Source organism: Ruegeria sp. CJ3 (assembly GCF_056536725.1).
This window is the reverse complement of the sequence record NZ_JBQFQE010000006.1, coordinates 55,856-81,594: the sequence shown is the minus strand read 5'-3', so window position 1 is coordinate 81,594 and position 25,739 is coordinate 55,856. Positions and strand designations below refer to the sequence as shown.

Below are 25,739 nucleotides of genomic sequence, written 5' to 3'. Positions count from 1 at the left end.
GACAGGGCGGCGTCAAACGGTTGTCAACGCCTGTGCGATCCCGGCGGCCAGCCGGGCATTGTTGCGCACCAGCGCGACGTTGGCCGTCAGCGACCGGCCTTTGGTCTGTTCAAAGATGCGCTGCAGCAGATAAGGTGTCACGCCCTTGCCGGTGATCCGGTGTGCCTCGGCATCGGCCTGTGCGGCGGCGATGATGGGGGCCATCTCGGCAGCCGGAATTTCGTCGGAGGCAGGGATCGGGTTGGCGACCAGTTGCCCTCCGGGCAGATCCAGCGCGCGGCGGGTGGCATGGGCGCGGGCGATCTGATCGGCGCTGTCCATGCGCAGCGGCGCGTCATAGGGCGACTTGGCGGACCAGAAGGCGGGGAACTCATCCTGTCCATGGGCGATGACGGGGACGCCCAGTGTTTCCAGAACCTCGAGCGTTTTGGCGAGGTCGAGGATTGCTTTGGCCCCCGCAGCAACCACCGTGACCGGCGTTTGCGCCAGCTCGTGCAGGTCAGCGGAGATGTCGAACGAGGTCTCGGCACCCTGATGCACACCGCCGATGCCTCCGGTGGCGAAGACTTCGATCCCGGCGCAATGGGCCGCGATCATCGTGGCGGCCACGGTGGTTGCCCCGGTTCCGCCCGTCGCGATACAGGCCGCCATATCCGCGCGTGAGAGCTTGGCGACGCCCTGCGCCTGACCCAGATCGGCCAGTTGCTGCGGTTCTAACCCAACATGCAGCTTGCCCTCGATCACGGCGATGGTTGCGGGGGTCGCGCCCGCGTCGCGGATGTCCTGTTCGACTTGTGCGGCGACCTCGATGTTCTGAGGGTAGGGCATACCATGGGTGATGATGGTGCTTTCCAGCGCCACGATGGGCTGGCCCGCGTCTTTGGCGGCGCGGACCTCGGCGGAATAGTGGATGTCGATCACAGGGGAGTTTCTCCGGAAACGTAGGTTGCAGCGGCGTGCAGGGCGCGGGTCAGGGCCTGTTCGGTGTCGGCACCGGCGGCCTCGGACGCGATATGCGCCGCCATGAAAGTGTCGCCCGCGCCGGTCACACGCGTGACCAGAACGGACGGAGGTGTCTGGGTCAAAATGCCCTCGGCGCTGCCGATGGTGGCCGAGTTACCGCCATCCGTAACAAGTGCCCGCAGGGCGCCGCGGTCCAGCAGGCCTTTCGCGGCGGATTTGGAATCCGCGAACTCGCACTGGCACAGGATGCCGGCCTCTTCGAGGTTCACATAAAGCGTCGCGCGGGCGTGTTTGAGGAAGGGCAGCAGCCGTTCGGCCTTGCCGGGCGAGGCCGGGGCCACGCGCAGGTCGGCGCGGGCAAAGGCAGGGCTTTGGGCGATTTCTTCAAGCAGGTTCAGGGTCAGGTTGCCGTCCAGCGCGATGAGACCCTGAAACGGAGCGGTGTCGCTGCCCAGCGGGCCATGCACCAGCGGGTTGAGAATCTTGGCCCCCGCCGCTTCCAGCGAATGCGCGTCGGCGATGGCCGCGATCAGGCCGTTTGCGCCTTCGACAGCCATGTAGCGGTCGGTGGGCAGGTCTTGCGAGCGATAGATATGGTCCGTGACCATGCCCAGCCGGGCGCAGGACTGGATCAGTTCGTCTCCGTCCGCATCGCTGCCGATGGCGGTGAGCAGGGTGGGTGTCATGCCGAACCGGATCAGCGTCATTGCGATGTTCATGGCCACGCCGCCGGGCAGGCGGGTGATGCGGCCGGGAACGTCCGAGCCTTGTCGCATGGCGCTGGCCGACCGCCCGATGATGTCCCACAGGACCGAGCCGATACACAGGATTTCACTGTTCTGAGTCATGCGCGTGTCATGCCGCAGCCCCGGCGCGGGCGCAAGGGCGAAGGCTCAGATCGCGTCGGTCAGGGTTTTCAGCGCGGCCAAAGGATCGTCTTGCGACCAGATTTCGGCGCCGATGCCGAAAAAATCAGTGCAGGGGGCAAGGTCGCGGATCAGGTCGGGGGTCAGCCCGCCTTCGGCCACGACGGGAACCTCGATCATCTCGGACCACCATTGAAACAGGTCCTTTTCGGCCTGTGTGCCGTCGCCCAGCGCTGACGTGCCGACCGGGCCGAATGCCACGTAATCCACGCCTGCCTCACCCGCGGTCATGCCGTCATGGCTGGAGGCCCCGCAAAAGCTGCCGACGATGGCGTCCGCGCCCAGTTCCTTGCGCGCCGCCCGGACCGAGCGCGCCGCATCATCCAGATGCACCCCGTCGAGCCCTAGCCGCTGCGCCAGCAGAACGTGGTTCGAGATCACCAGTGCCACATCGCGCGCATGGGCCACCTCGCGGCAGGCATCGGCGGCGCGGGCGATGGTGTCCTCGTCGTCGCCCGCCAGCGCAAGGCGGATACAGGCGATCTCGGCCCCGTCCAGAACGCGGGCCAGTTGATCCGGGAAGGTGCTGAGCGCGACGGTCGGCGGGGTGATCAGGTAAATCTGTGGCTGCTCGGGGGTATTCATGGCGCGTCCTTCGGGTTTTCGTCTTGGGCGCGGTTTAGCGGATTGGGCGGGGGAAGCAAACTTTTATGCTTCCGGCGGAAGTATTTGGGAACAGAAGAAGGGATCGGGTTGCTCTGACACGGCAAGCGGATTAGAGCGGGCAAGCGTTTTCGGAGACAGCCATGCCCAGCGATACATCCCAGCCGTCTTTTGTGCTTGTGCGCCCGCAGATGGGCGAGAACATCGGGGCCGCTGCACGGGCGATGTGGAATTTCGGGCTGGACCGGATGCGGATTGTGGCCCCTCGGGACGGGTGGCCCAACCCCAAGGCGGTTGCAATGTCGAGTGGCGCGGGGCGGCTGCTGGACGAGGCGCAGCTGTTCGATGATCTGGCGGGGGCGTTGGCCGACAGCACCTTTGTCTTTGCGACCACAGCCCGGCAGCGCGGTCTGACCAAACCGGTCTACAGCCCCGAACGCGCCATGCAGATCGCTGCCGAAAAGGTCGCGGCGGGTGAGAAGGTGGCAGTGCTGTTCGGCCCTGAACGCGCGGGGCTTGAGAATGAGGATATCGCCAAGGCCAATGCTATCATCTCGGTGCCGGTGAACCCTGAATATGCCTCGCTGAACCTTGGGCAATGTGTGTTGCTGACGGCCTATGAATGGATGCGGCAGGTCGGGGATGTGGTGCATGAGGCGACCGATCTGGGCAAGGGCGACTGGGCCACGGGGATCGAGGTCGAGAAACTCGTCGAACATTACGAAGACCGGTTGGAGGAAGCCGGGTTCTTCTACCCGCCAGAAAAGGCCGAGGGTATGAAGACCAACCTGCGCAATCTGTGGTCGCGGATGCGGATGACACGGGCCGATGTGCAGATGTTGCACGGGGTCATGCGGCAGATGGTCCGCTGGAAGGACAAAGGCTGAGGCTGGACCTTGGCCTCCGGTGGCCCTAGCTTTCGACGAAATTCAAAGGCATGAGGACAGCATGAGCGGCAAGCGCAGCATCTTCGAAGAGGTCTCGGACACCGAAAAGCAGACCGCGCAGCCCGGCATGATCGATCGGGGGCGCAAGGGCGCGCGCGGGGCAATTCGGATATGGCTGATGGTGCTGTTCGCGCTGGTTGTGGTCATGATCGCCGTGGGCGGGTTGACCCGGCTGACTGACAGTGGGCTGTCGATCACCGAATGGCGGCCGATCACCGGCGCGCTGCCGCCGATGTCCGAGGCCGACTGGCAGGCCGAGTTCGACAAATACAAGCAGATAGACCAGTGGCGCATCCAGAATCAGTGGATGGAACTGGACGATTTCAAAACGATCTATTGGTGGGAATGGGGGCACCGGCAGCTTGGCCGCGTGATTGGCCTTGTCTGGGCGGTCGGGTTCTTCGGCTTTCTTGCCGCGCGTCAGATCCCTGCGGGTTGGACCGGTCGCTTGTTGATCCCCGGCGTGCTGGGCGGTGTACAGGGGGCCGTTGGCTGGTGGATGGTCGCCTCGGGCGTAACGCAGGGCGAGGGGATGATCGCCGTGGCCAGCTATCGCCTGGCGGTGCATCTTGGGCTGGCCTTTGTGATCCTTGGCTATCTTGCATGGTACATCTTCATGCTGGGCCGCGAAGAGCGCGATCTGATGCAGGCCCGCCGCGCGAAAGAGGCCAAACTGTTCTCGCTGTCGACTGGCCTGATGCATTTCGCATTTTTACAAATACTCATTGGCGCGCTGGTCGCCGGAATTGACGCCGGACGGTCCTATACCGACTGGCCGCTGATCGGCGGGCAGTTGCTGCCGCCCGACGCCACGATGTTAGAGCCGATGTGGCGCAACTTCTTCGAGAGCCCCGGTCTGGTGCAATTCATCCACCGCTGCGCAGGCTATCTGCTACTGGCCTTTGGCATTGTCGTCTGGCGACGTGGCAGCGGCAGCGCGCACCCTCAGACGCGGTTTGCCTTCAACGCCGCCTTTGCCGCCCTGTCGCTGCAAGTGGTCGTGGGCATCATGACGGTGATCTATGCCGCGCCGTGGCCGATTGCCATCTTCCACCAATTCCTGGCCGTTGTGGTCTGGACGCTGATCCTACGCGCCCGGTTCCTGACGGCTTACCCCATAGCAACCTCTGTGCGCGGAGCATGACCCGGATGACAGCTTTTGACGACCTGATGGCCTTTCAACGTGAAACCTCGGCGCTTGGCCAGATCGCCGGGCGGTTGGGCTGGGATCAAGAGACGATGATGCCCCGCGGGGCCGCTCCGCAGCGGGCCGAGGAGATGGCCGCGATCGAGGCCGTGCTACATGCGCGCCGATCCGACCCGCGCGTGGCCGAGTGGCTGGACAAGGCCGAGCCGGTAACCGCCGCCGACGCGGCGCAGTTGCGTGAGATTCGCCGGTCCTACGAACGCACGATCAAGGTGCCCGCCGATCTGGCCAAGGCCATTGCGCGAGTGACCTCGTCGGCGCAGGGCAAATGGGCGCAGGCCCGCGCGGATGAGGACGTGGCCGCCTTTCTGCCCGTTCTGGATGAGGTCGTTGCCCTGAAACGCGAAGAGGGCGCGGCGCTGGCGCAGGGCGGCGACATCTACGACGCGATGGTCGAGGATTATGAGCCCTACACGACCGGCGCTCAGATTGCGGCGATTTTTGACCAGATGCGCCCGCGTCTGGTCGCCTTACGCGCGGCAGTTCTGGATCGGCCCGCGCCGCAAGCCCTGTCTGGTACATTCGACGAACTGACCCAAATGCGCCTGTCGCAGAAGCTGGCCGAGACGTTCGGGTATGACCTGCGCCACGGGCGCGTGGACAAGGCCGTTCACCCGTTCAGTTCTGGCAGCGGCCTCGACGTGCGCATCACCACCCGGACCAGCGAGACAGACCCGTTCAACTGCTTCTACTCGACCATTCACGAGGTCGGCCATGCCGCCTATGAACAGGGCATTGATCCGGCCTACGTGCTAACCCCGCTGGGCAGCGGGGTATCGATGGGTGTGCACGAAAGCCAAAGCCGTATCTACGAAAACCAGCTGGGCCGGTCACGGGCCTTTACGGGATGGCTCTACGGCCAGATGACCGAGGCGTTTGGCGACTTTGGGATTGCCGATGCGGATGCCTTTTACGCCACGGTCAACAACGTTCATAACGGCTATATCCGCACCGAGGCGGATGAGGTGCAGTATAACCTCCACATCATGCTGCGCTTTGACCTGGAGCGCGCATTGATGGCCGGGGACCTGAAGGTAAACGATCTGGAGGCGGCGTGGAATGACCGGTTCAAGGCCGATTTCGGCTATGCGGTCGACAAGCCTTCGAATGGATGCCTGCAGGATGTGCATTGGTCGGTGGGCCTGTTTGGCTATTTCCCAACCTATTCGCTGGGCAATGTCTATGCCGGGTGCCTGTATCAGGCGCTGCGCTCTGCGGTACCGGATCTGGATGAGCAACTTGCAAAGGGCGATACCGCGGGCGCAACCGGCTGGCTGCGTGAGACGGTGCAGCAGTTCGGAGGGCTATACGCCCCGCGTGAGATCATCGAGCGCGCCAGCGGGATCGAGCCGGGGCCAGAGCCCCTGTTGGCTTATCTGGAAAGCAAGTTCGGAGATTTGTAGGGGCTTTGACGCCAGGCCCCCAGGCTTTAGACGGGGCCCGGCGGCACCATATGGATGCGCAAGGCTACGGCGGCAAAGAACAGGCCGGTTCCGGTCAGGACGAACACGTGCCAGATCGTGTTATGGTACGGTAGCCAGTCCAGCAGGTAGAATACAACACCGACGGTATACACCACCCCGCCCGCAAACATCAGGGCAATGACCGTCGGCGACAAATCCGCCAGCATAGAGTGGCCGAACCAAACTGCGGCCCAGCCCATCAGCAGATACAGCGCCAACCCAAACCAGCGAAACCTGTTCGGGTCGAACATCTTCAAAGCGGTCCCAAGCGTTGCCGACGACCAGAGGCCGACAAGCAGTCCCGGCGGCTGAGCCCCTGCCAGCAGCAGGAATGGCGTATAGGTGCCTGCGATCTTTACATAAATGCCCGAATGGTCAAGGCGGCGCAGCACCTCTCCCCAGTCATCGTGTTCGATCATGTTGTACAAGGCCGAGAAGGTCAGCATCGAAACCAGCGTTATCCCATAGATCGACGCCCCCAGAACGGCTGCCGGGTCGCTTCGGCAATAGATCGTCATGACAAGCAGCACCGGGGCCGCGATCAGGGCAGACGACACGCCCAGAACATGCACCACGCCGTCGCTGATCCGTTCAGCGCGGCTGTAGGCGGGTCTGATATGGGCAAATGATCGCATCACAAAAAAGCTAGATGTGGGATTGGGTTCGGACAAGCCCGAGATCCGAGCCTGTGCCGGGAACGTGACCCAAAACGGCAAAACGCCCGCGTAACGGGCGTTTTGTTACACTTTTGTAGTGCTTTGTTATTCCTCGGCGTCTTCCTCACCCTGATCGGCGATCCACGCAACGCTGACGACTTCTTCGCCTTTGCCGGTGTTGAACACCTTCACGCCACCGGCGCTGCGCGATCGGAAGGAAATCCCATCGACGGGCACCCGGATCGACTGGCCTTTTGAAGTGGCGAGCATGATCTGATCGTCGATCTCGACCGGGAACGAAGCCACCAGTTCGCCGCCCCGCATCGCCTTGTCCATCGCAGCGACGCCCATGCCGCCGCGCCCTCGGACCGGATAGTCGTGGCTTGAACTCAGCTTGCCCGCGCCGCCCGACGTGATGGTCAGGATCAGGTTTTCGGCGGCCGACATCTCGGCATAGCGTTCCTGCGTGATGGTGCCGGGGGTGCCTTCATCCTCATCCGTCTCGCCGTCATCGGCAATACCGGCCACAGCACGGCGCATCTTGAGATAAGCGGCGCGTTCCTCGGGTCCCGCCTCGAAATGACGGATCACAGACATCGAGACCACACGGTCGCCATTGGTCAGCTTGATGCCGCGAACACCGGTGGATTCGCGCGAGTTGAACACGCGCACATCGGTGGTGCGAAAGCGGATGGCGCGGCCCGAATTGGTGACCAGCATTACATCTTCGTCTTCTGAACAGATGCGGGCGTTTACCAGTTCCACATCCTCGGGCAGTTTCATCGCGATCTTGCCGTTGCGGCGGACATTGGTGAAGTCCGACAGGCGGTTACGCCGCACATCGCCCGCGCTGGTGGCAAAGACGATCTGCAGGTTCTCCCACTCTTCATCCGGTACATCGACAGGCATGATTGCGGCGATGGACACCCCGGTTGGAATCGGCAGAATATTGACGATGGCCTTGCCCTTGCCAGTGCGGCTGGACTGCGGCAAACGCCACGTCTTGAGCTTGTAGACCATGCCTTCGGTCGTGAAGAACAGCAGTTGGGTGTGGGTGTTGGCGACGAAGAGGTTGGTGACAACATCTTCTTCCTTGGTTTGCATGCCCGACAGGCCTTTGCCGCCACGCTTCTGCGCCCGGAAATCGGCCAACGGCGTGCGCTTGATATAGCCGCCCGAGGTGACGGTCACGACCATATCCTCGCGCTCGATCAGGTCTTCGTCTTCCATGTCGCCGGACCAGTCGACGATCTCGGTGCGACGCGGAACGGCGAACTGTTCGCGGACATCGCGCAACTCATTGCCGATGATCGACATGATGCGCTCACGCGAGGACAGAATGTCGAGGTATTCCTTGATCTTGGCAGCCAGTTGCTCCAGCTCGTCCGTGACCTCTTTGACACCCAGTTGCGTCAGGCGTTGCAGGCGCAGTTCCAGAATAGCGCGGGCCTGAACCTCGGTCAGGTTATAGGTGCCGTCGTCGTTCATCTTGGACAGAGGATCGTCGATCAGGCGCAAATAGCCTTCGATCTCGGCCGCGGGCCAGCGGCGGGTCATCAGCTTTTCGCGCGCCTCGGCGGCGTCGGCGGATGAACGGATCGTTGCGACCACTTCGTCCACATTCGACACGGCCACGGCCAGACCACACAGGATGTGGCTACGCTCGCGCGCCTTGCGCAGGTCATAGGCCGTGCGGCGGGCGACCACGTCTTCGCGGAAATCGATGAACGAGGTCAGGAACCGGCGCAAGGTCAGTTGCTCGGGTCGACCGCCGTTCAGGGCCAGCATGTTACAGCCAAAAGAAGTCTGCATGGGCGAGAAGCGATAGAGTTGGTTCAGCACCACTTCGGGCGTTGCATCTCGTTTCAGTTCGACCACGACCCGCACGCCGTTGCGGTCGGACTCGTCCTGCACATGGCTGACACCTTCGATGCGTTTTTCACGCACGGCTTCGGCGATCTTTTCGATCATCGAGGCCTTGTTCACCTGATAGGGGATCTCATCGACGACGATGGCGTAACGGTCGCGGCGGATTTCTTCGACGCGCGTCTTGGCGCGAATGATGACGCTGCCACGACCCTCTAGATAAGCCTTGCGTGCACCGGACCGGCCCAGCATCACGCCGCCGGTCGGAAAATCGGGGCCGGGAACGTATTCGATCAGCTGCTCGGACGTCAGATCGGGGTCGTCGATCAACGCCAGCGTGGCGTCGACCACTTCGCCGAGGTTATGCGGTGGGATGTTCGTCGCCATACCGACGGCGATACCGCCGGCACCATTAACCAGCATGTTCGGGAACCGCGCGGGCAGGACGGTCGGCTCTTTGTCCTTGCCGTCATAGTTGTCCTGAAAATCAACCGTCTCTTTTTCGATATCGGCCAGCAGAGATGCGGCCGGCTTATCCATCCGCACTTCGGTATAGCGCATCGCCGCCGGGTTATCGCCGTCCATCGAGCCAAAGTTGCCCTGACCGTCCAGCAGCGGCAGCGACATCGAGAAATCCTGCGCCATCCGCACCAGCGCGTCATAGATAGCTGAGTCCCCGTGTGGGTGGTATTTACCCATCACGTCGCCAACCGGCCGGGCCGATTTGCGGTAGGACTTGTCGTGCGTGTTCCCGGTTTCGTGCATGGCGTACAGGATGCGCCGATGCACAGGCTTGAGCCCGTCGCGCAAATCGGGGATCGCGCGGGACACGATGACCGACATCGCATAGTCCAGATAGGACGTGCGCATTTCGGATTCGATGGAGACCGTCGGGCCGTCGTAAACGGGGCGCTCGGGCGGGGTTTCATCCATGTTTTCGGGGATTTCTGGCGTATCGCTCACGTAAACTGCCCGTGCCTTGTTCTGGGTCTATATCTTGTGGATGCACTCTATCAGACCCGGCATATAAGGTGCAAGCAACCTGAGCGTTTGACGCAAAAAACCTCGGTAACAGCGGGGTAATATATTGTTATTAAAGAATTAGGTGCCTGGCATGTTATGCTGAAGAGACCTTGCAAGAAATTGGAGGTCTGCATGGCGCAAAGTGAAACAGAGTTAATGCTTAAGGGGTACGGGCTGACGACAGCCGAATTCTTCTATCACATGCCCGACTATATTCATGTTCTTAACACGTTTATCTGGCAGGAATACGACCTTGCCCCTGATCATCCGAAACTGTTCAAATTCATCGACTTCTGGCAGCGCGAGATCGAAGGTCCGCTGCATTCGGTGAAATTTACCCACCGCAAAATGATCGCCCCCGGCGAGTGGCGCAACATGGTGGGCGAGTTCCGGGTGAACTAGGCCTAGGCCGAACAGCTCGCCCCGCCTAAGACGCAGAATTTGGCGCAATGGGGGTGATTCAGATGCACGTCAGCTTCGGCCTCGGCCAGCGTTGTGCCTAGTTCGAATTCGGGCGCGTAGGGCAACAGGGTGCAGGCCAGAACTGCGGGCCGTTTGGCGCCCTTGCGTTTCACCACCATGCGAGAATTGGCGCACATGACCGCGTCAGGGGATTTGTTCAGAATGCCCCAGCAGGCGGTTGTGATCTCGGGGACTTCGATAGTCTCGTCCATTTCAGGGAACAACACGGTCTGACCGGGGTTTTGCGCGTCGATATCGAAGCGGTGCTCGGCAAAGAACGCGGCATAGCCCGCGCGGCTTTCGGCATCCGTGTCACCCCAGACCGTGCGACCCGCGATCGCCATGCGAAAGCCGTTGTCACGTAGCCATTCCATGCCGGTCACCGTTTTGGCAAAACTGCCCTTTCCGCGTTCCTCGTCATGCAACTCCGACCGATAATGATCGACGGAGATGCGCAGGGTCAGCTTGTCACCATGCGTGCGCTGCAGGTCCAGCAACCCCTCGCGCATTTTTGGACGCATCATCGGGGCCATAGCGTTGGTCAGGATCAGGACCTCGTAGCCGCGCTCTAACGCGGCGCGGGTCATGTCGATCATCGCGGGGTTCATGAACGGCTCACCGCCGGTAAAGCCGATCTCGCGAATGGACCAGTTGCGGGCTTCGATCTGGTTCAGATAGTCGCGCACTTCATCGGCGGTTATATAGACCAGCGCGTCGTTTGTCGGGCTGCTGGCGATATAACAGTTCACGCATTCGATGTTGCACAGTGTTCCGGTGTTGAACCACAACGTCTCGGGGTTGGTCAGCGCGACCGAGGCGCGTGCCTGACCGTCGGCTGTCACCAAACTGTCCTGAAACTTGCCGATATTGGCGACCTGAGGGGCGTTGTCTTTCATTCCGGCATCCGGTTGTCATTGGCTCGTCGATCTGACTTAACCTTTTGCGCGGGTTTCGTTAAGTGCGGTAGCCTGTCGCTGACAGAGTTTTGATGACGGATATTTCTTGCCAGATTCTCACAATATGGTGGCGCTAACATTGGACAGGGCGAAAGTGGTAAGGTAAGGAAAACCCATGGTTTCTCGTGTCATACCTGTCGACCCATTTGATCTGGTCATTTTCGGCGCAACCGGCGATCTGGCGCAGCGCAAGATCGTTCCGGCGCTGTTTCGCCGCTATTGCGCCGGTCAGTGGCCGCAGGACGCGCGGATCATCGGAGTAGCGCGCCGTCAGCTGGGCCGAGATGCGTTTCGAGCGCTGGTGCGCGAATCTCTGCAGCGGCATGTGACGGGACAGGTTGCAGACGCCGGTGCGCTGAACGGTTTCCTTGAACGCATCGACTATGTCCCGCTGGATGCGCTGTCTGATGAGGGATGGGCCGAGTTGGCTGGAAAACTGCAGGTCGGCTGTGTGCGCGCGTTCTATTTCTCGGTCGGGCCACGTCTGTTTGGGCCGCTGGCCGAGCAGATCAAGGCACATGACATGGCCACGGATCAGACCCGGATCGTGGTCGAAAAGCCCTTTGGTCACGATCTGGACAGCGCCCGTGCGTTGAACGCGACGCTGGCGGCGCATTTTGACGAAAGCCAGATTTACCGGATCGACCATTATCTGGGCAAAGAGACGGTGCAGAATCTGATGGCGGTGCGCTTCGGCAACATGCTGTTCGAACCGCTTTGGAACAGCCAGTACGTAGATCATATCCAGATCACCGTGGCCGAAACCGTCGGTATCGACGGGCGCGAGGAGTATTATGAGCGCGCAGGGGCGATGCGCGACATGATGCAGAACCATCTGATGCAGCTTTTGTGCCTGATCGCCATGGAACCGCCCGCGAAGTTCGACCCCGATGCGGTGCGCGATGAAAAGCTGAAGGTGATCCGGGCGCTGGATCCGGTTGAGCCGCACCATATCGTGCGCGGTCAGTTCTCGGGCGGGGCCAGAGGTTATCGTGAGGTGGTGGGCAACCCGCGCTCGACGACTGAAAGCTATGTGGCGCTGCGCGCCCATATCAGCAATTGGCGATGGGCCGGCACTCCGTTCTATCTGCGCACGGGCAAGGAACTGGTGGCGCGCTCGTCAGTCATCAACGTGATGTTCAAGGACGCGCCGCATTCCATCTTTGGCGAAGAGGCCGGGCGTCATGCCAACGCTCTGTCGATCCGGCTACAGCCGAACGAAGGCATCACGCTGAAGGTGACGATCAAGGAACCGGGGCAGGGCGGGATGCGCCTGATTGACGTTCCGCTGGACATGAGCTTTGCTGAAGCTCTGGGGCCTGAAAGCCAGACCCCACCCGATGCATATGAACGGTTGGTCATGGATGTCATCCGCGGCAACCAGACCCTGTTCATGCGCGGTGACGAGGTCGAGGCCGCCTGGGCCTGGACCGATCCGATCATCGCCGGGTGGGAAGCGCGTGGCGATGTGCCCAAACCTTATGAAAGCGGCAGCACCGGCCCGGGCGACGCCGAGTTGCTGATGAAACGGGATGGTCGCCGCTGGCAGGGGATAAACCCATGAATATCAAAGAATATGCCGACCGGGATATGCTGGCGATTGATGTCGCCAACAATCTGGCCGGAGATCTCGAATCCGCGTTGCTGCACCACGACACGGTGACGCTTGCGGTGCCCGGAGGGACAACGCCCGGGCCGATTTTCGACGGCCTGTGTGCCGCCGATCTGGATTGGGACCGGGTGCGTATCCTGCCCACCGACGAACGCTGTGTTCCGGGCGATAGCGAGCGGTCGAACGAGCGTCTGATCCGCGAGCGTTTGCTGACCAATCGCGCATCGGTGGCGCAATATGTCCCTCTCTACGTTGAGGGTCGCGCGCCCGAAGAGATACTGCCCGAGATCGAAAGCCTGATTAACCCCGTTCTGCCGCTTTCGGTTCTGGTGCTTGGGATGGGTGAGGACATGCACACCGCCTCGCTGTTTCCGGGGATGCAGGGGTTGGCAGCAGCGCTCGACAGCCGTGCGCCCACGCTGGCCGTGGCGCGCACCGACGTGCAGCCCGAGCCTCGGATCACGCTGACGGCGCCGATTCTGGACGGGGCATTGTCAAAGCACCTGATCATCTATGGCGACGCCAAGCGCGATGCGCTGCAACGGGCTGTGACCCTGCCAGCGGACGAGGCGCCGATCGCGGCGGTGCTGCGTGATATGACAGTGCATTGGGCGGAGTAGACGCGGTGCAGTTAGATAGCCTCAGAACCTTTGCCGCAATGACCCGGGATCGGCGGATCGAGGATCTGTTCCAAGACGATCCCACGCGCGCACAGAGCTTTTCGGCGTCGACAGGTGATCTGCTGTTTGACTATTCGAAAACGCAGATTGCCGAGGATATCCGGTCGGGTCTGATTGAACTCTGCGATCAGGCTGGGCTGGCAGAGCGTCGTGAGGCGATGTTTACGGGTCAGAAAATCAATGAGACCGAGGACCGCGCGGTGCTGCACACGGCCCTGCGTAACCTCGATGGCGGGCCTGTTGAGGTTGAAGGTCAGGATGTAATGCCCGAGGTGCTGGCGACCCTGCAGCGGATGCGGGTCTTCGCCGAAGAAGTACGCGGCGGCGCGGTCAAAGGGGTAGGGGGCAGTTTCACCGACGTAGTGAATATCGGCATCGGCGGTTCCGATCTGGGGCCGGTCATGGCCACCCATGCGCTGTCGCCGTATCACGACGGACCGCGGCTGCACTATGTTTCGAACGTGGATGGCGCGCATATTGCTGATACGCTGCGCCCGCTCGATCCGACGCGTACGCTGATCATCGTGGCCTCGAAAACCTTCACCACCATTGAGACCATGACAAACGCGCGTACCGCCCGCGCGTGGATGCAGGACGGTGGCGGAGATCCGACGCAGCAATTCGCAGCCGTCTCAAGCGCCGTGGACAAAACTGCCGCCTTCGGCATCCCTGAGGCGCGCGTCTTTGGGTTCGCCGATTGGGTGGGCGGACGTTATTCCGTCTGGGGGCCGGTGGGGCTGCCGGTGATGATCGCTGTCGGCTCGAATGCGTTTGATGCCTTCCTGCGGGGCGGGCAAGCGATGGATTTGCATTTCCGCTCTGCCCAATGGGTCGAGAATATGCCGGTGATGCTGGCTTTGGTCGGCATTTGGCATCGTCAGGTTCTGGGTCATGCCAGCCGAGCGGTGCTGCCCTACGATCAACGTCTGCTGCGCCTTCCGGCATATTTTCAGCAGCTTGAAATGGAATCGAATGGCAAATCAGTGGCCATGGATGGAAGTGGTCTGACGATGCCATCCGGCCCCGTGGTCTGGGGCGAACCGGGCACTAATGGGCAGCACGCCTTCTATCAACTGATCCATCAGGGCACAGATGTGATCCCCTGCGAGTTCATGGTGGCCGCCGAAGGGCACGAACCTGAACTGACGCATCATCACCGGTTGCTTCTGGCCAATTGCCTCGCCCAGTCCGAAGCTCTGATGCGGGGTCGTTCGCTGGACGAGGCCCGGTCGCGCATGGCCGAGAACGGTCTGACCGGTGATGAACTAGAACGTCAGGCGCGGCATCGGGTGTTCCCAGGTAACCGCCCGTCGACCACGTTGATCTACCCGCAGCTTACACCATTTGTTCTGGGTCAGATCATCGCGCTGTATGAGCATCGCGTGTTTGTCGAAGGCGTGCTGCTGGGCATCAACTCGTTCGATCAATGGGGCGTGGAGCTGGGCAAGGAACTGGCGACGTCTCTGGGGCCGATTGTGGATGGCGAGGCCGGCACCGAAGGCAAAGACGGATCGACCGCCGCACTGGTCGACTATGCCCTGCGCCATCGCGGTTGACGCGGCACCCGGTCGCACTCTTTTATTGTCAGACAATTAAAATCTTGGCAGGGTCAATGCCAAGACAAAGCGGTGCGATACAGCGCTGATGATGGGAGGAATGTCCATGCTGGGACAGATGATGACGCAGCCTTTGCTGATTTCGTCGCTGATTGATCACGCCGAACGCTATCACGGCCAGACCGAGATCATCTCGGTGGAGACAGACGGAACCGTGAGCCAGACCAATTGGGCCGGGATTGCGCGCAACGCCCGCCGGATGGCCTCGGCGCTGGTGAAGCTTGGGCTTGAGCCGCAGGATCGCGTCGGCACGCTGGCGTGGAACAACCGCCGCCATCTTGAGATTTACTATGCCGTCTCGGGGGCAGGCTTTGTCTGCCACACGATCAACCCGCGCCTGTTTCCTGAACAGCTGACCTATATCATCAACCACGCGCAGGACCGGGTGTTGTTTTTTGATGCGACCTTTCTGCCTCTGGTCGCGGCGCTGCACGAACAACTGACCGAGGTGCAGCATTTCGTGCTGATGGGCGCCCGAGACGAGGTGGCATTGGCACAAGTGCCGGGGCTGATCTTTTATGACGAGTTGATTGAGACCGGCGATCAGGCGTTCGTCTGGCCGAGTTTTGATGAGAACACGGCATCGAGCCTTTGTTATACCTCTGGCACGACGGGGAATCCGAAGGGGGTTCTTTATTCACACCGCTCCACTTTGCTGCACAGTTTTGCGTCGAATACGCGCGATGTGATCGGCTATTCCGCGATGGACGTGGTGATGCCGGTCGTGCCGATGTTCCATGTCAATGCCTGGGGGTCGCCCTATGCCAGTGCAATGTCCGGTTCACGGATGGTGATGCCGGGACCGGATTTGCATGGGGAAGCGCTGGTCAACCTGATCGACACCTACGGTGTGACACTGGCGATGGGCGTGCCAACCATCTGGCAGGGCTTGTTGGCCCATGCTGCGAAATGCGGCACCAAACTGGAAAGCCTCAATCGCACGGTGATCGGCGGCGCGGCCTGTCCGCCTTCGATGATCGAAACCTTCCGCGAGACGTATGGCGTCGATACTGTCCATGCCTGGGGCATGAGCGAGATGAGCCCGCTGGGCACCACGAACTACCCTATGGCTAAGCATCTTGAGATGCCCATCGAGGCGCAGCACAAACTGCGCGAGAATCAGGGCCGCCCGCCCTTTGGGGTTGAGTTGAAGATTGTCGATGATGATGGCAACGATCTGCCCCATGACGGAGAGACGCAAGGCGATCTGATGGTGCGTGGCCACTGGGTGCTGGACAGCTATTTCCACATGCAGGATGACGCGCTTTTGCGGGAAGGATGGTTCGCGACCGGAGACGTGGCAACGCTGGACCCCGACGGCTACATGACGATCCGTGACCGGTCGAAGGATATCATCAAATCGGGCGGCGAGTGGATCAGCTCGGTCGAGCTGGAGAATATCGCCGTGGCGCATCCTCAGCTGGCAACCGCTGCGGTTGTGGGTGTGCCGCATCCGAAATGGGATGAACGGCCTTTGCTGGTTGCCGTCAAAGCCGAGGGTGAGGAGCCAACCGAGCAGGATTTGCTTGCCTTTTTCGACGGCAAAATCGCCAAATGGCAGGTGCCTGATAAGGTTGTATTCTTGGATGCGCTGCCGCTGAACGCGACGGGCAAGGTCCTGAAGCGCACTTTGCGTGCGGATTTCAGCGATGTCCTGATGGGTTAGGTGACCGATCCCTCAAAGGTCTCCCTTTGGTGCCGCCATTTTTCAAATGAAATCGGAGACGTATTTCTGACAACTGCACCGGAGTTTCCCTTTTGGCAGCATAGTGTTTCTCTCGGTTAGAGACCGGTCAAGAGTTGAATACTGGGGATTTGCCCATTCTACACCGCGATTGTTTGGAAACAGATCAACCTGAGCTTGTCACGGTGACGGCAGCAAGGTTATCAAGCATTGAAAACTGGACACAAATTCAGGTTATTTCCGTGCAGAATACATCTAAGAGAGTATTGCTTGCTTTGCTCGCAGCCACATTTCAATTTGTCGCGCAGTCGGCTTGGACGGAGCCGCTTTCGAACGAACCCTTCCAATTGAGCGCGGATTGGCAGCATGGAGGTCATGGTCGAAAAGCCCGCGAAAGAAGATCGGGTGATGATCGTGATCGGGTAAATGAACGAGATGTTGGTGCAAGGGCACGAGAGCTTGAATCGGATTTGGCAAACTCTGATGACCGTCCCGAGGAAAAATCCGGAGGGAATATCGCTTACAACATAATAAGCGGCATTGCTTGCTTAGATAACCCGAAATGTGGTTCGATTTGGATACCACCTGGTGGAAGATAGAGCGTCTGGGCACGCTTGTTAGGCATCGTCGCAAGTACCTGTTTGCTGAGAAAGCACGCTGAAAACCATGTCCGCGACCGGCCTAAAGGAATATCCTGCCGCCAAAAAGGAAGGACTATGGGTTGCGGATCACTAGGTGAAATGGCTCCGGCGGTAGGGATCGAACCTACGACCAATTGATTAACAGTCAACTGCTCTACCGCTGAGCTACGCCGGAACGGTCCGCGCCGTATAGCAACCTGAATCTGCGGCGTCCAGAGGGGGGATTGAGTTTTTTCTACGAAAAAACACGCCCGTGATTGAGGGGGCGATTTGGGCCCGAAGTGTGGTGAATTTGGCTCCGGCGGTAGGGATCGAACCTACGACCAATTGATTAACAGTCAACTGCTCTACCGCTGAGCTACGCCGGAACTGAGGGGCGTATAACAACCCCGATTTTCGCCGTCCAGAGGGGAAGCGCGTGGGCGGGCAAAATTTTTATGCGCTCAATCGATGTGTCGAAAACGGGCGGTCGCTGACAGGGTAGCGTCCGGCGCGATGCGGGACTTGCCGGTCAGGTCGACCAGATGGGCAAAGACATTGCGCTCGGCCGCAGGCAGCAGAGCTTTGGGGGTGTCGGTGTAGATGCGCTGCGCCAGCTCATGGGCGGTGGCAGGGCCTTGTGACAGGGTGTCGAGGATTTGCGCTTCGCGCCCCAGCCGGTGGTCGATCAGCCAATCCAGACGTTCGGCGGGCTGGGTGATGGGAGCTCCGTGGCCGGCGTGAAACACCGACCAGTCGCGCGCGCGCAGACGGTGGCAGGCGGCCATGAAATCCGTGAGGTCTCCGTCCGGCGGTGAGACAAGTGAACTGGCCCAACCCATGACGTGATCGGCGGTGAAACAGACATCGCCCCATGCCAGCGCGACGTGGTTGCCCAGATGGCCGGGCGTGTGGATGACCTCTAGCTGCCAGTCATCAGTGGCGACTGTCTCGCCATCTGCAAGTTCGATGTCCGGGCGGAAGTCGGTGTCGATTCCCTCGCCACCGCCTGCAAGGCCCCGTTGCGCCAGTTGGGTCATCACGGCGCTGCGCCCGGCCTGCGGACCGCCAAACGCAAGGATCGGGGCACCTGTGCGCGCGGACAAGGGCGCGGCCAGCGGAGAGTGGTCAAGGTGGCTGTGTGTGACAAAGATATGGCTGACGCGTTGCCCAGGCTGCAGCGCTGCCAAAATCGCGTCGAGATGCGCGTCGTTCAGCGGGCCGGGGTCGATCACGGCGATATCGGTCTGGCCCAGAAGATAGGTGTTGGTCCCGCGATAGGTCATCGGGGACGGATTAGGTGCCAGCAGCCGGCGCAGGGACGGCGCGAGCGCGCATGGCACTCCGGGCGTCGGATTGAAATCGTCGGGGACCTGCATCGTCACCTCTTCCTCTTGGCCTGGCAGCCCGCTAGGTTTAGCGCATGTCGACGCAATGGCTCAAACCTTATATGCCACGCAGCCTTTATACCCGTGCTGCGCTGATACTGGTTCTACCGGTCATCGTCGTCTTGTTGGTTGTTTCCATTGCCTTTCTGCAAAAACACCTTGAGGAAGTCACGGCCCAAATGACCCGCACCGCCGCGCGCGAGGTCATGTTGGTGCTGGACGTGATGCAGGGCGCGGAAACCCAACAGCAGGCGTTGGCCGCGGTGCGGAAGGATCTGTCTGTTCTGGATATGCAGGCCCGGTTTCTGCCACCGAACGAGGAATCGCAAGTAGGGTCGCGGCGGTGGTATGATTTCATCGCACCTCAAGTCGATGCAGAGATGCGGATGCTGTTACCTGAAACGCTGGACGTTGCGCTGCCGGATGGCGACGACGTTCGGTTGTACCTGGAGACCGATCTGGGCGTCCTTGCACTGAGCTTTGATCGTCGGCGTTTGTCACCGACCGCGCCGCATCAGTTGATTGTGACGATGGTGTTTTTTGCGGGTCTCATGACCACGATTTCGTTCCTGTATATGCGCAATCAACTACGCCCGATCACGCGTCTGGCCGATGCGGCGCAGGCCTTTGGTCGCGGGCGGGTTGTGCCCTACACCCCGGGCGGCGCGATCGAGGTGCGCGCCGCTGGCAGCGCCTTTGTCGACATGCGCGCCCGGATCGAACGGCAGATCGAACAGCGAACCCTGATGCTGTCGGGGGTCAGCCATGATCTGCGAACGCCGTTGACGCGGCTGAAGCTGGGTCTGTCGCTGTTGCCCGAAGACGACGCGGCCCCGTTGCTGCAAGATGTCGACGAGATGCAATCGCTGCTGGATGCGTTTCTGGACTTTGCGCGCGGGACGTCCGAGGCAGCAGCCGAGGAGGTCGATCCAGAAATCTGGCTGCGTCAGATTGTCGACGACGCAATACGCGCAGGTCAGCCGGTCGAACTGAAGTCAGTCGAAGGGCAGGGCAGCGCCATGTTACGTCCCAAGGCCATGCGCCGGGCGGTCGAGAACCTGATCGGCAACGCGATCCGCTATGGGACGAAAGCGGAAGTTTGCCTGTCGATGACGCCCAAGTCTCTGCGGATCCGCGTCGAGGATGACGGCCCCGGTATTCCCCGCGACCAACGCACTGAGGCGGTTAAACCGTTTACGCGCCTTGATCCTGCGCGAAACCAGAATCAGGGCAGCGGCGTCGGTCTTGGCCTTGCCATCGTGGCCGATATCGCCCGTGTGCATGGGGGCACCCTGCGGCTGGGTAGCAGCGAGAAACTGGGTGGGTTGTGCGCGGATATCGTGATAGGGCGGTGACGTGGTAGGCCTGGCAGGACTTGAACCCGCAACCAAAGCGTTATGAGCGCTCTGCTCTAACCAATTGAGCTACAGGCCCGCCATGTCGCCTTGGGTACCACGATCAGTGCCCGCGTCAAGCCTGACCGTTGCAACATGGGCCACAATCGAATAACCCGCGCGCAAAGCACTCATGAGGGATTGGCCATGACAGCGGGCAAGAACGGAATCACCTACGCTGATGCGGGTGTCGATATCGATGCGGGGAATGCTCTGGTCGACCGGATTAAGCCTGCGGCCAAGCGGACCAACCGCTCGGGCGTTATGAGCGGGCTGGGTGGATTTGGTGCGTTGTTCGACCTCAAGGCGGCTGGCTATCAGGATCCGATTCTGGTCGGGGCCACCGATGGCGTTGGCACCAAGCTGCGGATTGCCATCGACACAGGTGTTGTGGATGGCGTCGGTATCGATCTGGTGGCGATGTGCGTCAATGACCTGATTTGTCAGGGCGCGGAGCCGCTGTTCTTCCTCGATTACTTTGCCACCGGCAAGCTGGAAACCGACACCGCAGCGCGGATCATCGAAGGTATCGCCGAGGGGTGCGTGCAATCCGGTTGTGCCCTGATCGGTGGTGAGACCGCTGAGATGCCGGGTATGTACCCGGATGGCGATTTCGATCTGGCCGGGTTCTCGGTCGGCGCGATGGAACGCGGCTCGGCGTTGCCCGAGGGTGTGCAGCAAGGCGACGTTTTGCTGGGGCTGGCTTCGAACGGGGTGCATTCCAACGGCTATTCTCTGGTGCGTAAGCTGGTCGAAATGTCCGGGCTGGGCTGGGATGTCGCGTCGCCGTTTGGTGACGGAACGCTGGGCGAGGCACTGCTGACGCCCACGCGGCTTTATGTTCAGCCCGCGCTGCAGGCGATCCGCGCAGGCGGCGTGCACGCGCTGGCTCATATCACCGGAGGCGGCCTGACCGAGAACCTGCCGCGTGTGCTGCCCGAAGGGCTGGGGGCCGAGATCAATCTGGACGCATGGGATTTGCCGCCCGTCTTCAAATGGATGGCGGAAACCGGCGGGATCGCCGAGGCCGAGATGCTCAAGACCTTCAACTGCGGTCTCGGCATGATCGTGGTCTGCGCTGCGGATCAGGCCGATGGGCTGGAGGCGCTGTTGACCGAGGCAGGCGAAACCGTCTCGCGGATCGGCGCCGTGACCGACGCGCCGGGTGTCGCCTATTCGGGCAAGCTGCTGTGAGCCACAAGCGCGTCGCCATCCTGATCTCCGGGGGCGGCTCGAACATGCTGTCGTTGGTCGACAGCATGACCGGCGACCACCCCGCGCGGCCTTGTCTCGTTCTGTCCAATGATGCCGAGGCGGGGGGGCTGAAGAAGGCGTCGGATCGGGGTATACCGACAGCCTCGGTCGACCACCGGCCTTTCGGCAAGGATCGCGCGGCGTTTGAGGCTGAATTGTTGAAACCTCTGCTTGCGGCGCAACCCGATATCGTCTGCCTTGCCGGGTTCATGCGGGTTCTGACCGGCGATTTTGTCTCGCGTTTTCAGGGGCGGATGCTGAACATCCACCCCTCGCTGCTGCCCAAGTACAAAGGCCTGAACACCCATGCCCGCGCGCTTGAGGCAGGCGACGCCGAACATGGCTGCACCGTGCATGAGGTCACCGCCGCGCTGGATGATGGTCCTGTTCTAGGGCAAGCGCGCGTAGCGATCGAAGTGGGTGATACGCCTGAAACGCTCGCTGCCCGAGTGCTTGAATGGGAACACAAACTCTATCCGGTCGTCCTGCGGCGGTATTCTCTGGGCAACACAGCCCCGGTTCTTTTGCCTTGACCTTTGCGGGCGATTTACACGCGCCAATTATTCGTCTTATGGTCGCATATCGCTCGGGATGAGGACAATCGGGCAGTCACAAAAAAGCCAAAAAAAGCAAGAACAGTACCGCGCATGAAAACCCTGACAACGACGCAAGAGCTGGCTGCATTCTGTGCGGCTGCCGCGGATTATCCCTATGTGACCGTAGATACCGAGTTTCTGCGCGAACGGACCTACTATTCCAAGCTGTGCCTTGTGCAACTGGCGTTTCCGTCCGAGGATCCCGACAGCGCCGTTCTGGTCGATCCGCTGTCCGATGGCCTGTCGCTTGAACCGCTGTATGAGCTTTTCCGCAACGAAGACGTGGTTAAAGTGTTCCACGCCGCCCGGCAGGACCTTGAGATTTTCTGGGTCGATGCCGGGGTCTTCCCCACGCCCCTGTTCGACACGCAGGTCGCGGCCATGGTCTGCGGCTTTGGTGAGCAGGTTGGTTATGAGACGCTGGTGCGCAAGATTTGCAAGGAAGGCGTCGACAAGACCTCTCGGTTCACCGACTGGTCGCGCCGCCCGCTGAGCGATGCGCAAAAGACCTACGCACTGGCGGATGTGACCCATCTGCGCCGCATCTATGAATATCTGGCGGCGGAGTTGGAAAAGACCCGGCGCGATCATTGGGTCGCGGAAGAGTTGCGCATACTTACCCGGTCCGAAACCTATGATATCCGCCCCGAGGACGCATGGCGGCGGGTCAAGACACGCACCAACTCGGCCAAGTTTCTGGCCGTGGTGCGCGAGTTGGCGCAATTCCGTGAGGCTTATGCGCAGGAAAACAATGTCCCGCGCAGCCGGGTGTTCAAGGATGACGCGCTGATCGAGATGGCCTCGATCAAGCCAAAATCACCCTCCGATCTGGGGGGATCGCGCATGTTGCTGCGCGAGGCGCGCAAGGGCGCGATTGCCGAGGGTATTCTCGCTGCGGTCAAACGGGGGGTGAATTGCCCGCCGGACAAGCTGCCCAAGGTGGATAACAGCCGCGACAAGCTGAAGGTGAACCCTGCACTGGCCGATCTGCTGCGGGTGCTGCTGAAATCCAAGACCGAGAGCGCGGGTGTTGCGGCCAAACTGATTGCTTCAAGCGCCGATCTGGACCAGATCGCTGCCGGAGAGCGCGAGGTGGCGGCCTTGTCCGGCTGGCGGTTCGAGGTGTTTGGCGAAGACGCGCTGAAACTCTGCGATGGCAAGATCGCTCTTGCGGCTAAGGGCCAGACGGTACGCGTCGTCTCGCTTTAGCGGCGGCGCGATTCCAGAGCGTTTTGCGCGCCCTTGACGCGGACCAGGCGGATACCCTCAAGTTCCTGTGTGCTGACGGTAACAGCCTCGGACACCATGCGTGACCGTGGGCTGCCCTGCACGGTGGCATTTTCCGGATAATCGACGCGGAAGGTGAATTCCATCACCCCGTTCTTGCTGAGCTCGTCGGACCGGACCCGGGCAAGCTGTGCATTAAACGCGCCCTGGCGGATTGCGGTTCCGGCGGCATAGATGATCGCACCGTTTGGCGTCGGGTCGATGCGCAGCTCGTCAATCGTGGCGATCGGGACGCTGTTGTCCTCGGCTTCGGGCCGGTCGAACAGGCCGACGCCATCGCTTTGCTGTGGCACCAGCGCATTTGCATCATCGACCGAGAATTCAGCCGGGGCCGGGGTGCTGCTGCCAAACCAGTTCGACGGGTTCGCGCGAGAATCGCGCCAGGCACTACATGCAGACAGCGACATCGCAGCGACCAGAAGAACAGACAGAGTTTTGTGCATGGACCCAACACTTTGCGCAACTTTACCTGCAACGGGTTAGCGCAAATTCGGCGGTTTGAAAAGCCACGCAAAGGGCTGGACAGCCGCGAAAGCTGAGCATAGGTCACTTTTGTGATCGCGTAATGCAAGGACAGCCCACCATGGCCACGCCCGCTTTTGAAGAGATTGTTGAAGATTTCGAGTTTCTGGAAGATTGGGAAGATCGCTATCGCCATGTGATCGAACAGGGCAAGGCGATGGAGCCGCTGGACGAAGCCTTCAAGGTGCCCGCCACCAAGGTTACAGGCTGCGCCAGTCAGGTTTGGCTGCAACCGACCATAGAGAACGGCGAGTTCCACTTTGACGGCGACAGCGATGCGCTGATCGTGCGCGGCCTGATTGCCGTGCTACGCAAGCTTTACAACGGCCTGCCTGTGGCGGACGTGGCCAAGGTGGATGCCGGAGGTGAGCTTGCGCGGCTGGGCCTGCATGACCACCTCTCGGCGCAGCGTTCGAATGGTTTGCGGGCTATGATCGAACGCATACGCGAGGTGGCGCTGGCCAGCGCCTGACCGTCAGTCGCGCGTCGCCCAATCTGACAAGGTCGTCTCAAGATCACCGTAACCGGTCAGGCGACGCTCGAACTCAAGGCCCATGCGCCGGGCACAGTCCTGCGCGCGGCGGGTGAGGTCGGGATTGTCGGTCTGCGCTTGATAGACCAGCTTGGTGTAATTGCCGAAATACATATCCCGCAGCTCGGGATGGCGGTCGAGACCCAGGGGTTTCCAGACGAAGGCGTCGAACTGCCGGGCTAGAAAATCTGTCAGGTAAAACGCAGTCGTCTCATCGTCGCCATGGGCGGCAAAGGCCCTGTTACCTTCGAAGAAGGAATAGCAATGGGGGCCTTGAATCATCTCGACCCCGAGTTTTTCACAAGCGGTTTGCAGCAACCCGCCGGTACCGCAGTCGGCATAGACGACGTAGATGCGGTCGTAATTGTCGCGATGTTTGACCACGGCGTCTTCGACGGCCTGCGTGATCTTCTCGGGGTGAACATGCAGGATGGCGGGCAGGCAGGTCAGCGCCATGTGATCCCAGCCATTGCGTTCTTTCAGGTCCAGGATTTCCCGCGCCAACGCCCCGCAGGCAATCAGAAGAATGGATTCGGCTGCGCGGGGCGCGGCATAGCCCTGGCGGGTCAGGCTTTCATCGTCTGGCAGGGGGGCATCGGTCATCTGATCTCTCCTCCGGGCTGACTTCATATAAGTACGCGCACTGCCGACAAAAAAGGCCGCCCCTTCGCAGGACGGCCTGTCTCACAGCATGGTCTGTGGCTCAGCCCGCCAGCGAGTTGTGCTTGCGCGACATGAAGTCCTTGGCCATTTCCACGGCCACAGCGGCGTCGCGGCAGTAACCGTCGGCACCGATGGCTTTGCCGAACTCCTCGTTCAGCGGCGCGCCACCAACTAGAACCACGTATTCTTCACGCAGGCCTTGCTCGATCATCGTGTCGATCACGACTTTCATGTAAGGCATAGTGGTGGTCAGCAGGGCGGACATGCCCAGAATATCCGGCTTTTCGTTTTCCAGCGCTTCCAGATAGTTCTCGACCGGGTTGTTAATGCCGATATCGACAACTTCGAAACCTGCCCCTTCCATCATCATCGACACGAGGTTCTTGCCGATGTCGTGGATGTCGCCCTTGACGGTGCCGATCACCATTTTGCCGACGCGCGGCGCGCCGGTTTCGGCCAGCAAGGGCTTCAGGATCGCCATGCCGCCTTTCATAGCGTTGGCGGCCAGCAGCACTTCGGGAACGAACAGGATGCCGTCGCGGAAGTCATGGCCCACGATGGTCATGCCGCCGACAAGGGCCTTGGTCAGAATGTCGTAAGGCATCCACCCGCGTTCCAGCAGGATGTTCACACCTTCCTCGATCTCCTCTTTCAGGCCGTCATAAAGGTCATCGAACATCTGTTCGACAAGTTCGTCGTCATTCAGTTCGGACAGGACGATGTCTTCTTCGTCGGACATGGAGCGTTTCCCTGAGCTTGGCGGGCCCGCGGCCCGTGGTGGCAATTTTTATCGTTTTGGCCATTTCGTCGCAGGTCGAC

General features: G+C 60.9%; 24 protein-coding genes and 3 tRNA genes. 14 read left to right on the top strand and 13 right to left on the bottom strand.

Annotation, left to right across the window (positions count from 1 at the left end):
- Positions 1–12: 12 nt before the first annotated feature.
- The 3 genes from ACR0J1_RS12370 to ACR0J1_RS12360 are packed head-to-tail and all read right to left on the bottom strand — an operon-like array spanning position 13 to position 2,474.
- Positions 13–921, bottom strand: coding sequence for a pseudouridine-5'-phosphate glycosidase (locus tag ACR0J1_RS12370; RefSeq protein WP_480733120.1), 909 nt, complete (start codon positions 919–921; stop codon positions 13–15).
- Positions 918–1,811, bottom strand: coding sequence for a PfkB family carbohydrate kinase (locus ACR0J1_RS12365; RefSeq protein WP_480733119.1), 894 nt, complete (start codon positions 1,809–1,811; stop codon positions 918–920). Before ACR0J1_RS12365 ends, ACR0J1_RS12370 begins: the two co-directional genes overlap by 4 nt.
- 45 nt (positions 1,812–1,856) lie before the next feature.
- The gene (locus ACR0J1_RS12360; RefSeq protein WP_480733118.1) at positions 1,857–2,474 is read right to left on the bottom strand and encodes a thiamine phosphate synthase; all 618 of its coding nucleotides are present in this window, start codon (positions 2,472–2,474) and stop codon (positions 1,857–1,859) included.
- Positions 2,475–2,635: 161 nt separating this feature from the next.
- Here ACR0J1_RS12360 and ACR0J1_RS12355 point away from each other — a divergent pair, with 161 nt between their 5' ends.
- The 3 genes from ACR0J1_RS12355 to ACR0J1_RS12345 all read left to right on the top strand — a co-directional run bounded on the left by ACR0J1_RS12355 (position 2,636) and on the right by ACR0J1_RS12345 (position 6,049).
- Complete coding sequence (locus ACR0J1_RS12355; RefSeq protein WP_480733117.1) at positions 2,636–3,379, top strand: RNA methyltransferase; 744 nt, start codon at positions 2,636–2,638, stop codon at positions 3,377–3,379.
- Between the two features lie 61 nt (positions 3,380–3,440).
- The gene (ctaA, locus tag ACR0J1_RS12350; RefSeq protein WP_480733116.1) at positions 3,441–4,583 is read left to right on the top strand and encodes a heme A synthase; all 1,143 of its coding nucleotides are present in this window, start codon (positions 3,441–3,443) and stop codon (positions 4,581–4,583) included.
- A 5-nt stretch (positions 4,584–4,588) separates the two neighbouring features.
- Positions 4,589–6,049 (top strand): carboxypeptidase M32, encoded by a 1,461-nt coding sequence (locus ACR0J1_RS12345; protein ID WP_480733318.1) that lies wholly within the window; start codon positions 4,589–4,591, stop codon positions 6,047–6,049.
- 26 nt (positions 6,050–6,075) lie between these two features.
- On the opposite strand, the gene trhA is transcribed toward ACR0J1_RS12345, so the two are convergent.
- Together trhA and gyrA are read right to left on the bottom strand one after the other, a co-directional pair.
- Entirely contained in the window at positions 6,076–6,744 is a 669-nt protein-coding gene (trhA, locus tag ACR0J1_RS12340; protein ID WP_480733115.1) for a PAQR family membrane homeostasis protein TrhA, read from the bottom strand.
- Between the two features lie 126 nt (positions 6,745–6,870).
- On the bottom strand, positions 6,871–9,594 hold the full coding sequence (gyrA, locus tag ACR0J1_RS12335; protein ID WP_480733114.1) for a DNA gyrase subunit A: 2,724 nt from the start codon (positions 9,592–9,594) through the stop codon (positions 6,871–6,873).
- 192 nt (positions 9,595–9,786) lie between these two features.
- On the opposite strand from gyrA, the gene ACR0J1_RS12330 reads away from it, so the two are divergent.
- Positions 9,787–10,056: an usg protein gene (locus ACR0J1_RS12330; protein WP_480733113.1), complete on the top strand. Its 270-nt coding sequence runs from the start codon at positions 9,787–9,789 to the stop codon at positions 10,054–10,056.
- Positions 10,057–10,058: 2 nt separating this feature from the next.
- Here the strand turns inward: ACR0J1_RS12330 and ACR0J1_RS12325 are convergent, their stop codons facing one another.
- Positions 10,059–11,012 (bottom strand): radical SAM protein, encoded by a 954-nt coding sequence (locus tag ACR0J1_RS12325; RefSeq protein ID WP_480733112.1) that lies wholly within the window; start codon positions 11,010–11,012, stop codon positions 10,059–10,061.
- Between the two features lie 175 nt (positions 11,013–11,187).
- Here ACR0J1_RS12325 and zwf point away from each other — a divergent pair, with 175 nt between their 5' ends.
- The 5 genes from zwf (at position 11,188) to ACR0J1_RS12300 (ending at position 17,263) form a co-directional block, all read left to right on the top strand.
- Positions 11,188–12,636: a glucose-6-phosphate dehydrogenase gene (zwf, locus tag ACR0J1_RS12320; RefSeq protein ID WP_480733111.1), complete on the top strand. Its 1,449-nt coding sequence runs from the start codon at positions 11,188–11,190 to the stop codon at positions 12,634–12,636.
- Entirely contained in the window at positions 12,633–13,304 is a 672-nt protein-coding gene (gene pgl / locus ACR0J1_RS12315; RefSeq protein WP_480733110.1) for a 6-phosphogluconolactonase, read from the top strand. Before zwf ends, pgl begins: the two co-directional genes overlap by 4 nt.
- Positions 13,305–13,309: 5 nt before the next feature.
- Positions 13,310–14,920 carry a glucose-6-phosphate isomerase gene (pgi, locus tag ACR0J1_RS12310; RefSeq protein WP_480733109.1) on the top strand — a complete coding sequence of 537 codons (1,611 nt, stop codon included), beginning with the start codon at positions 13,310–13,312 and terminating at the stop codon, positions 14,918–14,920.
- A gap of 106 nt (positions 14,921–15,026) precedes the next feature.
- Positions 15,027–16,646 (top strand): long-chain-fatty-acid--CoA ligase, encoded by a 1,620-nt coding sequence (locus ACR0J1_RS12305; protein WP_480733108.1) that lies wholly within the window; start codon positions 15,027–15,029, stop codon positions 16,644–16,646.
- 134 nt (positions 16,647–16,780) lie between these two features.
- A complete protein-coding gene (locus ACR0J1_RS12300) occupies positions 16,781–17,263 on the top strand; it encodes a hypothetical protein (RefSeq protein ID WP_480734531.1) in 483 nt (160 codons plus the stop codon).
- Between the two features lie 142 nt (positions 17,264–17,405).
- Here the strand turns inward: ACR0J1_RS12300 and ACR0J1_RS12295 are convergent.
- The 3 genes from ACR0J1_RS12295 to ACR0J1_RS12285 form a co-directional block, all read right to left on the bottom strand.
- A tRNA-Asn gene (locus ACR0J1_RS12295) sits at positions 17,406–17,480 on the bottom strand.
- Between the two features lie 118 nt (positions 17,481–17,598).
- Positions 17,599–17,673, bottom strand: a tRNA-Asn gene (locus tag ACR0J1_RS12290).
- 75 nt (positions 17,674–17,748) lie between these two features.
- The gene (locus ACR0J1_RS12285; RefSeq protein ID WP_480733106.1) at positions 17,749–18,663 is read right to left on the bottom strand and encodes an MBL fold metallo-hydrolase; all 915 of its coding nucleotides are present in this window, start codon (positions 18,661–18,663) and stop codon (positions 17,749–17,751) included.
- A gap of 44 nt (positions 18,664–18,707) precedes the next feature.
- On the opposite strand from ACR0J1_RS12285, the gene ACR0J1_RS12280 reads away from it, so the two are divergent.
- On the top strand, positions 18,708–20,027 hold the full coding sequence (locus tag ACR0J1_RS12280) for an ATP-binding protein (protein ID WP_480733105.1): 1,320 nt from the start codon (positions 18,708–18,710) through the stop codon (positions 20,025–20,027).
- Positions 20,028–20,029: 2 nt separating this feature from the next.
- Here the strand turns inward: ACR0J1_RS12280 and ACR0J1_RS12275 are convergent.
- Positions 20,030–20,106: transfer RNA gene (locus ACR0J1_RS12275), tRNA-Ile, on the bottom strand.
- A gap of 107 nt (positions 20,107–20,213) precedes the next feature.
- Here ACR0J1_RS12275 and purM point away from each other — a divergent pair.
- The 3 genes from purM (at position 20,214) to rnd (ending at position 23,125) form a co-directional block, all read left to right on the top strand.
- Positions 20,214–21,260, top strand: coding sequence for a phosphoribosylformylglycinamidine cyclo-ligase (gene purM / locus ACR0J1_RS12270; RefSeq protein ID WP_480733104.1), 1,047 nt, complete (start codon positions 20,214–20,216; stop codon positions 21,258–21,260).
- Positions 21,257–21,853, top strand: a complete 597-nt coding sequence (gene purN / locus ACR0J1_RS12265; protein ID WP_480733103.1) for a phosphoribosylglycinamide formyltransferase — start codon at positions 21,257–21,259, stop codon at positions 21,851–21,853. The genes purM and purN overlap by 4 nt, the downstream gene beginning before the upstream one ends.
- A gap of 114 nt (positions 21,854–21,967) precedes the next feature.
- Positions 21,968–23,125 carry a ribonuclease D gene (rnd, locus tag ACR0J1_RS12260; protein WP_480733102.1) on the top strand — a complete coding sequence of 386 codons (1,158 nt, stop codon included), beginning with the start codon at positions 21,968–21,970 and terminating at the stop codon, positions 23,123–23,125.
- Here the strand turns inward: rnd and ACR0J1_RS12255 are convergent.
- Positions 23,122–23,646: a hypothetical protein gene (locus ACR0J1_RS12255; protein ID WP_480733101.1), complete on the bottom strand. Its 525-nt coding sequence runs from the start codon at positions 23,644–23,646 to the stop codon at positions 23,122–23,124. The two genes, rnd and ACR0J1_RS12255, sit on opposite strands and share 4 nt — an antisense overlap.
- Positions 23,647–23,786: 140 nt before the next feature.
- Here ACR0J1_RS12255 and ACR0J1_RS12250 point away from each other — a divergent pair, with 140 nt between their 5' ends.
- Positions 23,787–24,197, top strand: a complete 411-nt coding sequence (locus ACR0J1_RS12250; RefSeq protein ID WP_480733100.1) for a SufE family protein — start codon at positions 23,787–23,789, stop codon at positions 24,195–24,197.
- 3 nt (positions 24,198–24,200) lie between these two features.
- On the opposite strand, the gene ACR0J1_RS12245 is transcribed toward ACR0J1_RS12250, so the two are convergent.
- Both ACR0J1_RS12245 and ACR0J1_RS12240 read right to left on the bottom strand, forming a co-directional pair.
- Positions 24,201–24,860 (bottom strand): DUF1638 domain-containing protein, encoded by a 660-nt coding sequence (locus tag ACR0J1_RS12245; RefSeq protein WP_480733099.1) that lies wholly within the window; start codon positions 24,858–24,860, stop codon positions 24,201–24,203.
- Between the two features lie 100 nt (positions 24,861–24,960).
- Complete coding sequence (locus tag ACR0J1_RS12240) at positions 24,961–25,659, bottom strand: corrinoid protein (protein WP_480515037.1); 699 nt, start codon at positions 25,657–25,659, stop codon at positions 24,961–24,963.
- Between the last annotated feature and the right edge of the window lie 80 nt (positions 25,660–25,739).

What these genes read in the sequence shown, in the direction of transcription:
- ACR0J1_RS12365 (WP_480733119.1), bottom strand. Translation starts at nt 1,811, where the DNA reads ATGACTCAGAACAGTGAAATCCTGTGTATCGGCTCGGTCCTGTGGGAC.
- ACR0J1_RS12360 (WP_480733118.1), bottom strand. Translation starts at nt 2,474, where the DNA reads ATGAATACCCCCGAGCAGCCACAGATTTACCTGATCACCCCGCCGACC.
- ACR0J1_RS12355 (WP_480733117.1), top strand. Translation starts at nt 2,636, where the DNA reads ATGCCCAGCGATACATCCCAGCCGTCTTTTGTGCTTGTGCGCCCGCAG.
- ctaA (WP_480733116.1), top strand. Translation starts at nt 3,441, where the DNA reads ATGAGCGGCAAGCGCAGCATCTTCGAAGAGGTCTCGGACACCGAAAAG.
- ACR0J1_RS12345 (WP_480733318.1), top strand. Translation starts at nt 4,589, where the DNA reads ATGACAGCTTTTGACGACCTGATGGCCTTTCAACGTGAAACCTCGGCG.
- trhA (WP_480733115.1), bottom strand. Translation starts at nt 6,744, where the DNA reads ATGCGATCATTTGCCCATATCAGACCCGCCTACAGCCGCGCTGAACGG.
- ACR0J1_RS12330 (WP_480733113.1), top strand. Translation starts at nt 9,787, where the DNA reads ATGGCGCAAAGTGAAACAGAGTTAATGCTTAAGGGGTACGGGCTGACG.
- ACR0J1_RS12325 (WP_480733112.1), bottom strand. Translation starts at nt 11,012, where the DNA reads ATGAAAGACAACGCCCCTCAGGTCGCCAATATCGGCAAGTTTCAGGAC.
- zwf (WP_480733111.1), top strand. Translation starts at nt 11,188, where the DNA reads ATGGTTTCTCGTGTCATACCTGTCGACCCATTTGATCTGGTCATTTTC.
- pgl (WP_480733110.1), top strand. Translation starts at nt 12,633, where the DNA reads ATGAATATCAAAGAATATGCCGACCGGGATATGCTGGCGATTGATGTC.
- ACR0J1_RS12305 (WP_480733108.1), top strand. Translation starts at nt 15,027, where the DNA reads ATGCTGGGACAGATGATGACGCAGCCTTTGCTGATTTCGTCGCTGATT.
- ACR0J1_RS12285 (WP_480733106.1), bottom strand. Translation starts at nt 18,663, where the DNA reads ATGCAGGTCCCCGACGATTTCAATCCGACGCCCGGAGTGCCATGCGCG.
- ACR0J1_RS12280 (WP_480733105.1), top strand. Translation starts at nt 18,708, where the DNA reads ATGTCGACGCAATGGCTCAAACCTTATATGCCACGCAGCCTTTATACC.
- purM (WP_480733104.1), top strand. Translation starts at nt 20,214, where the DNA reads ATGACAGCGGGCAAGAACGGAATCACCTACGCTGATGCGGGTGTCGAT.
- rnd (WP_480733102.1), top strand. Translation starts at nt 21,968, where the DNA reads ATGAAAACCCTGACAACGACGCAAGAGCTGGCTGCATTCTGTGCGGCT.
- ACR0J1_RS12255 (WP_480733101.1), bottom strand. Translation starts at nt 23,646, where the DNA reads ATGCACAAAACTCTGTCTGTTCTTCTGGTCGCTGCGATGTCGCTGTCT.
- ACR0J1_RS12250 (WP_480733100.1), top strand. Translation starts at nt 23,787, where the DNA reads ATGGCCACGCCCGCTTTTGAAGAGATTGTTGAAGATTTCGAGTTTCTG.
- ACR0J1_RS12245 (WP_480733099.1), bottom strand. Translation starts at nt 24,860, where the DNA reads ATGACCGATGCCCCCCTGCCAGACGATGAAAGCCTGACCCGCCAGGGC.
- ACR0J1_RS12240 (WP_480515037.1), bottom strand. Translation starts at nt 25,659, where the DNA reads ATGTCCGACGAAGAAGACATCGTCCTGTCCGAACTGAATGACGACGAA.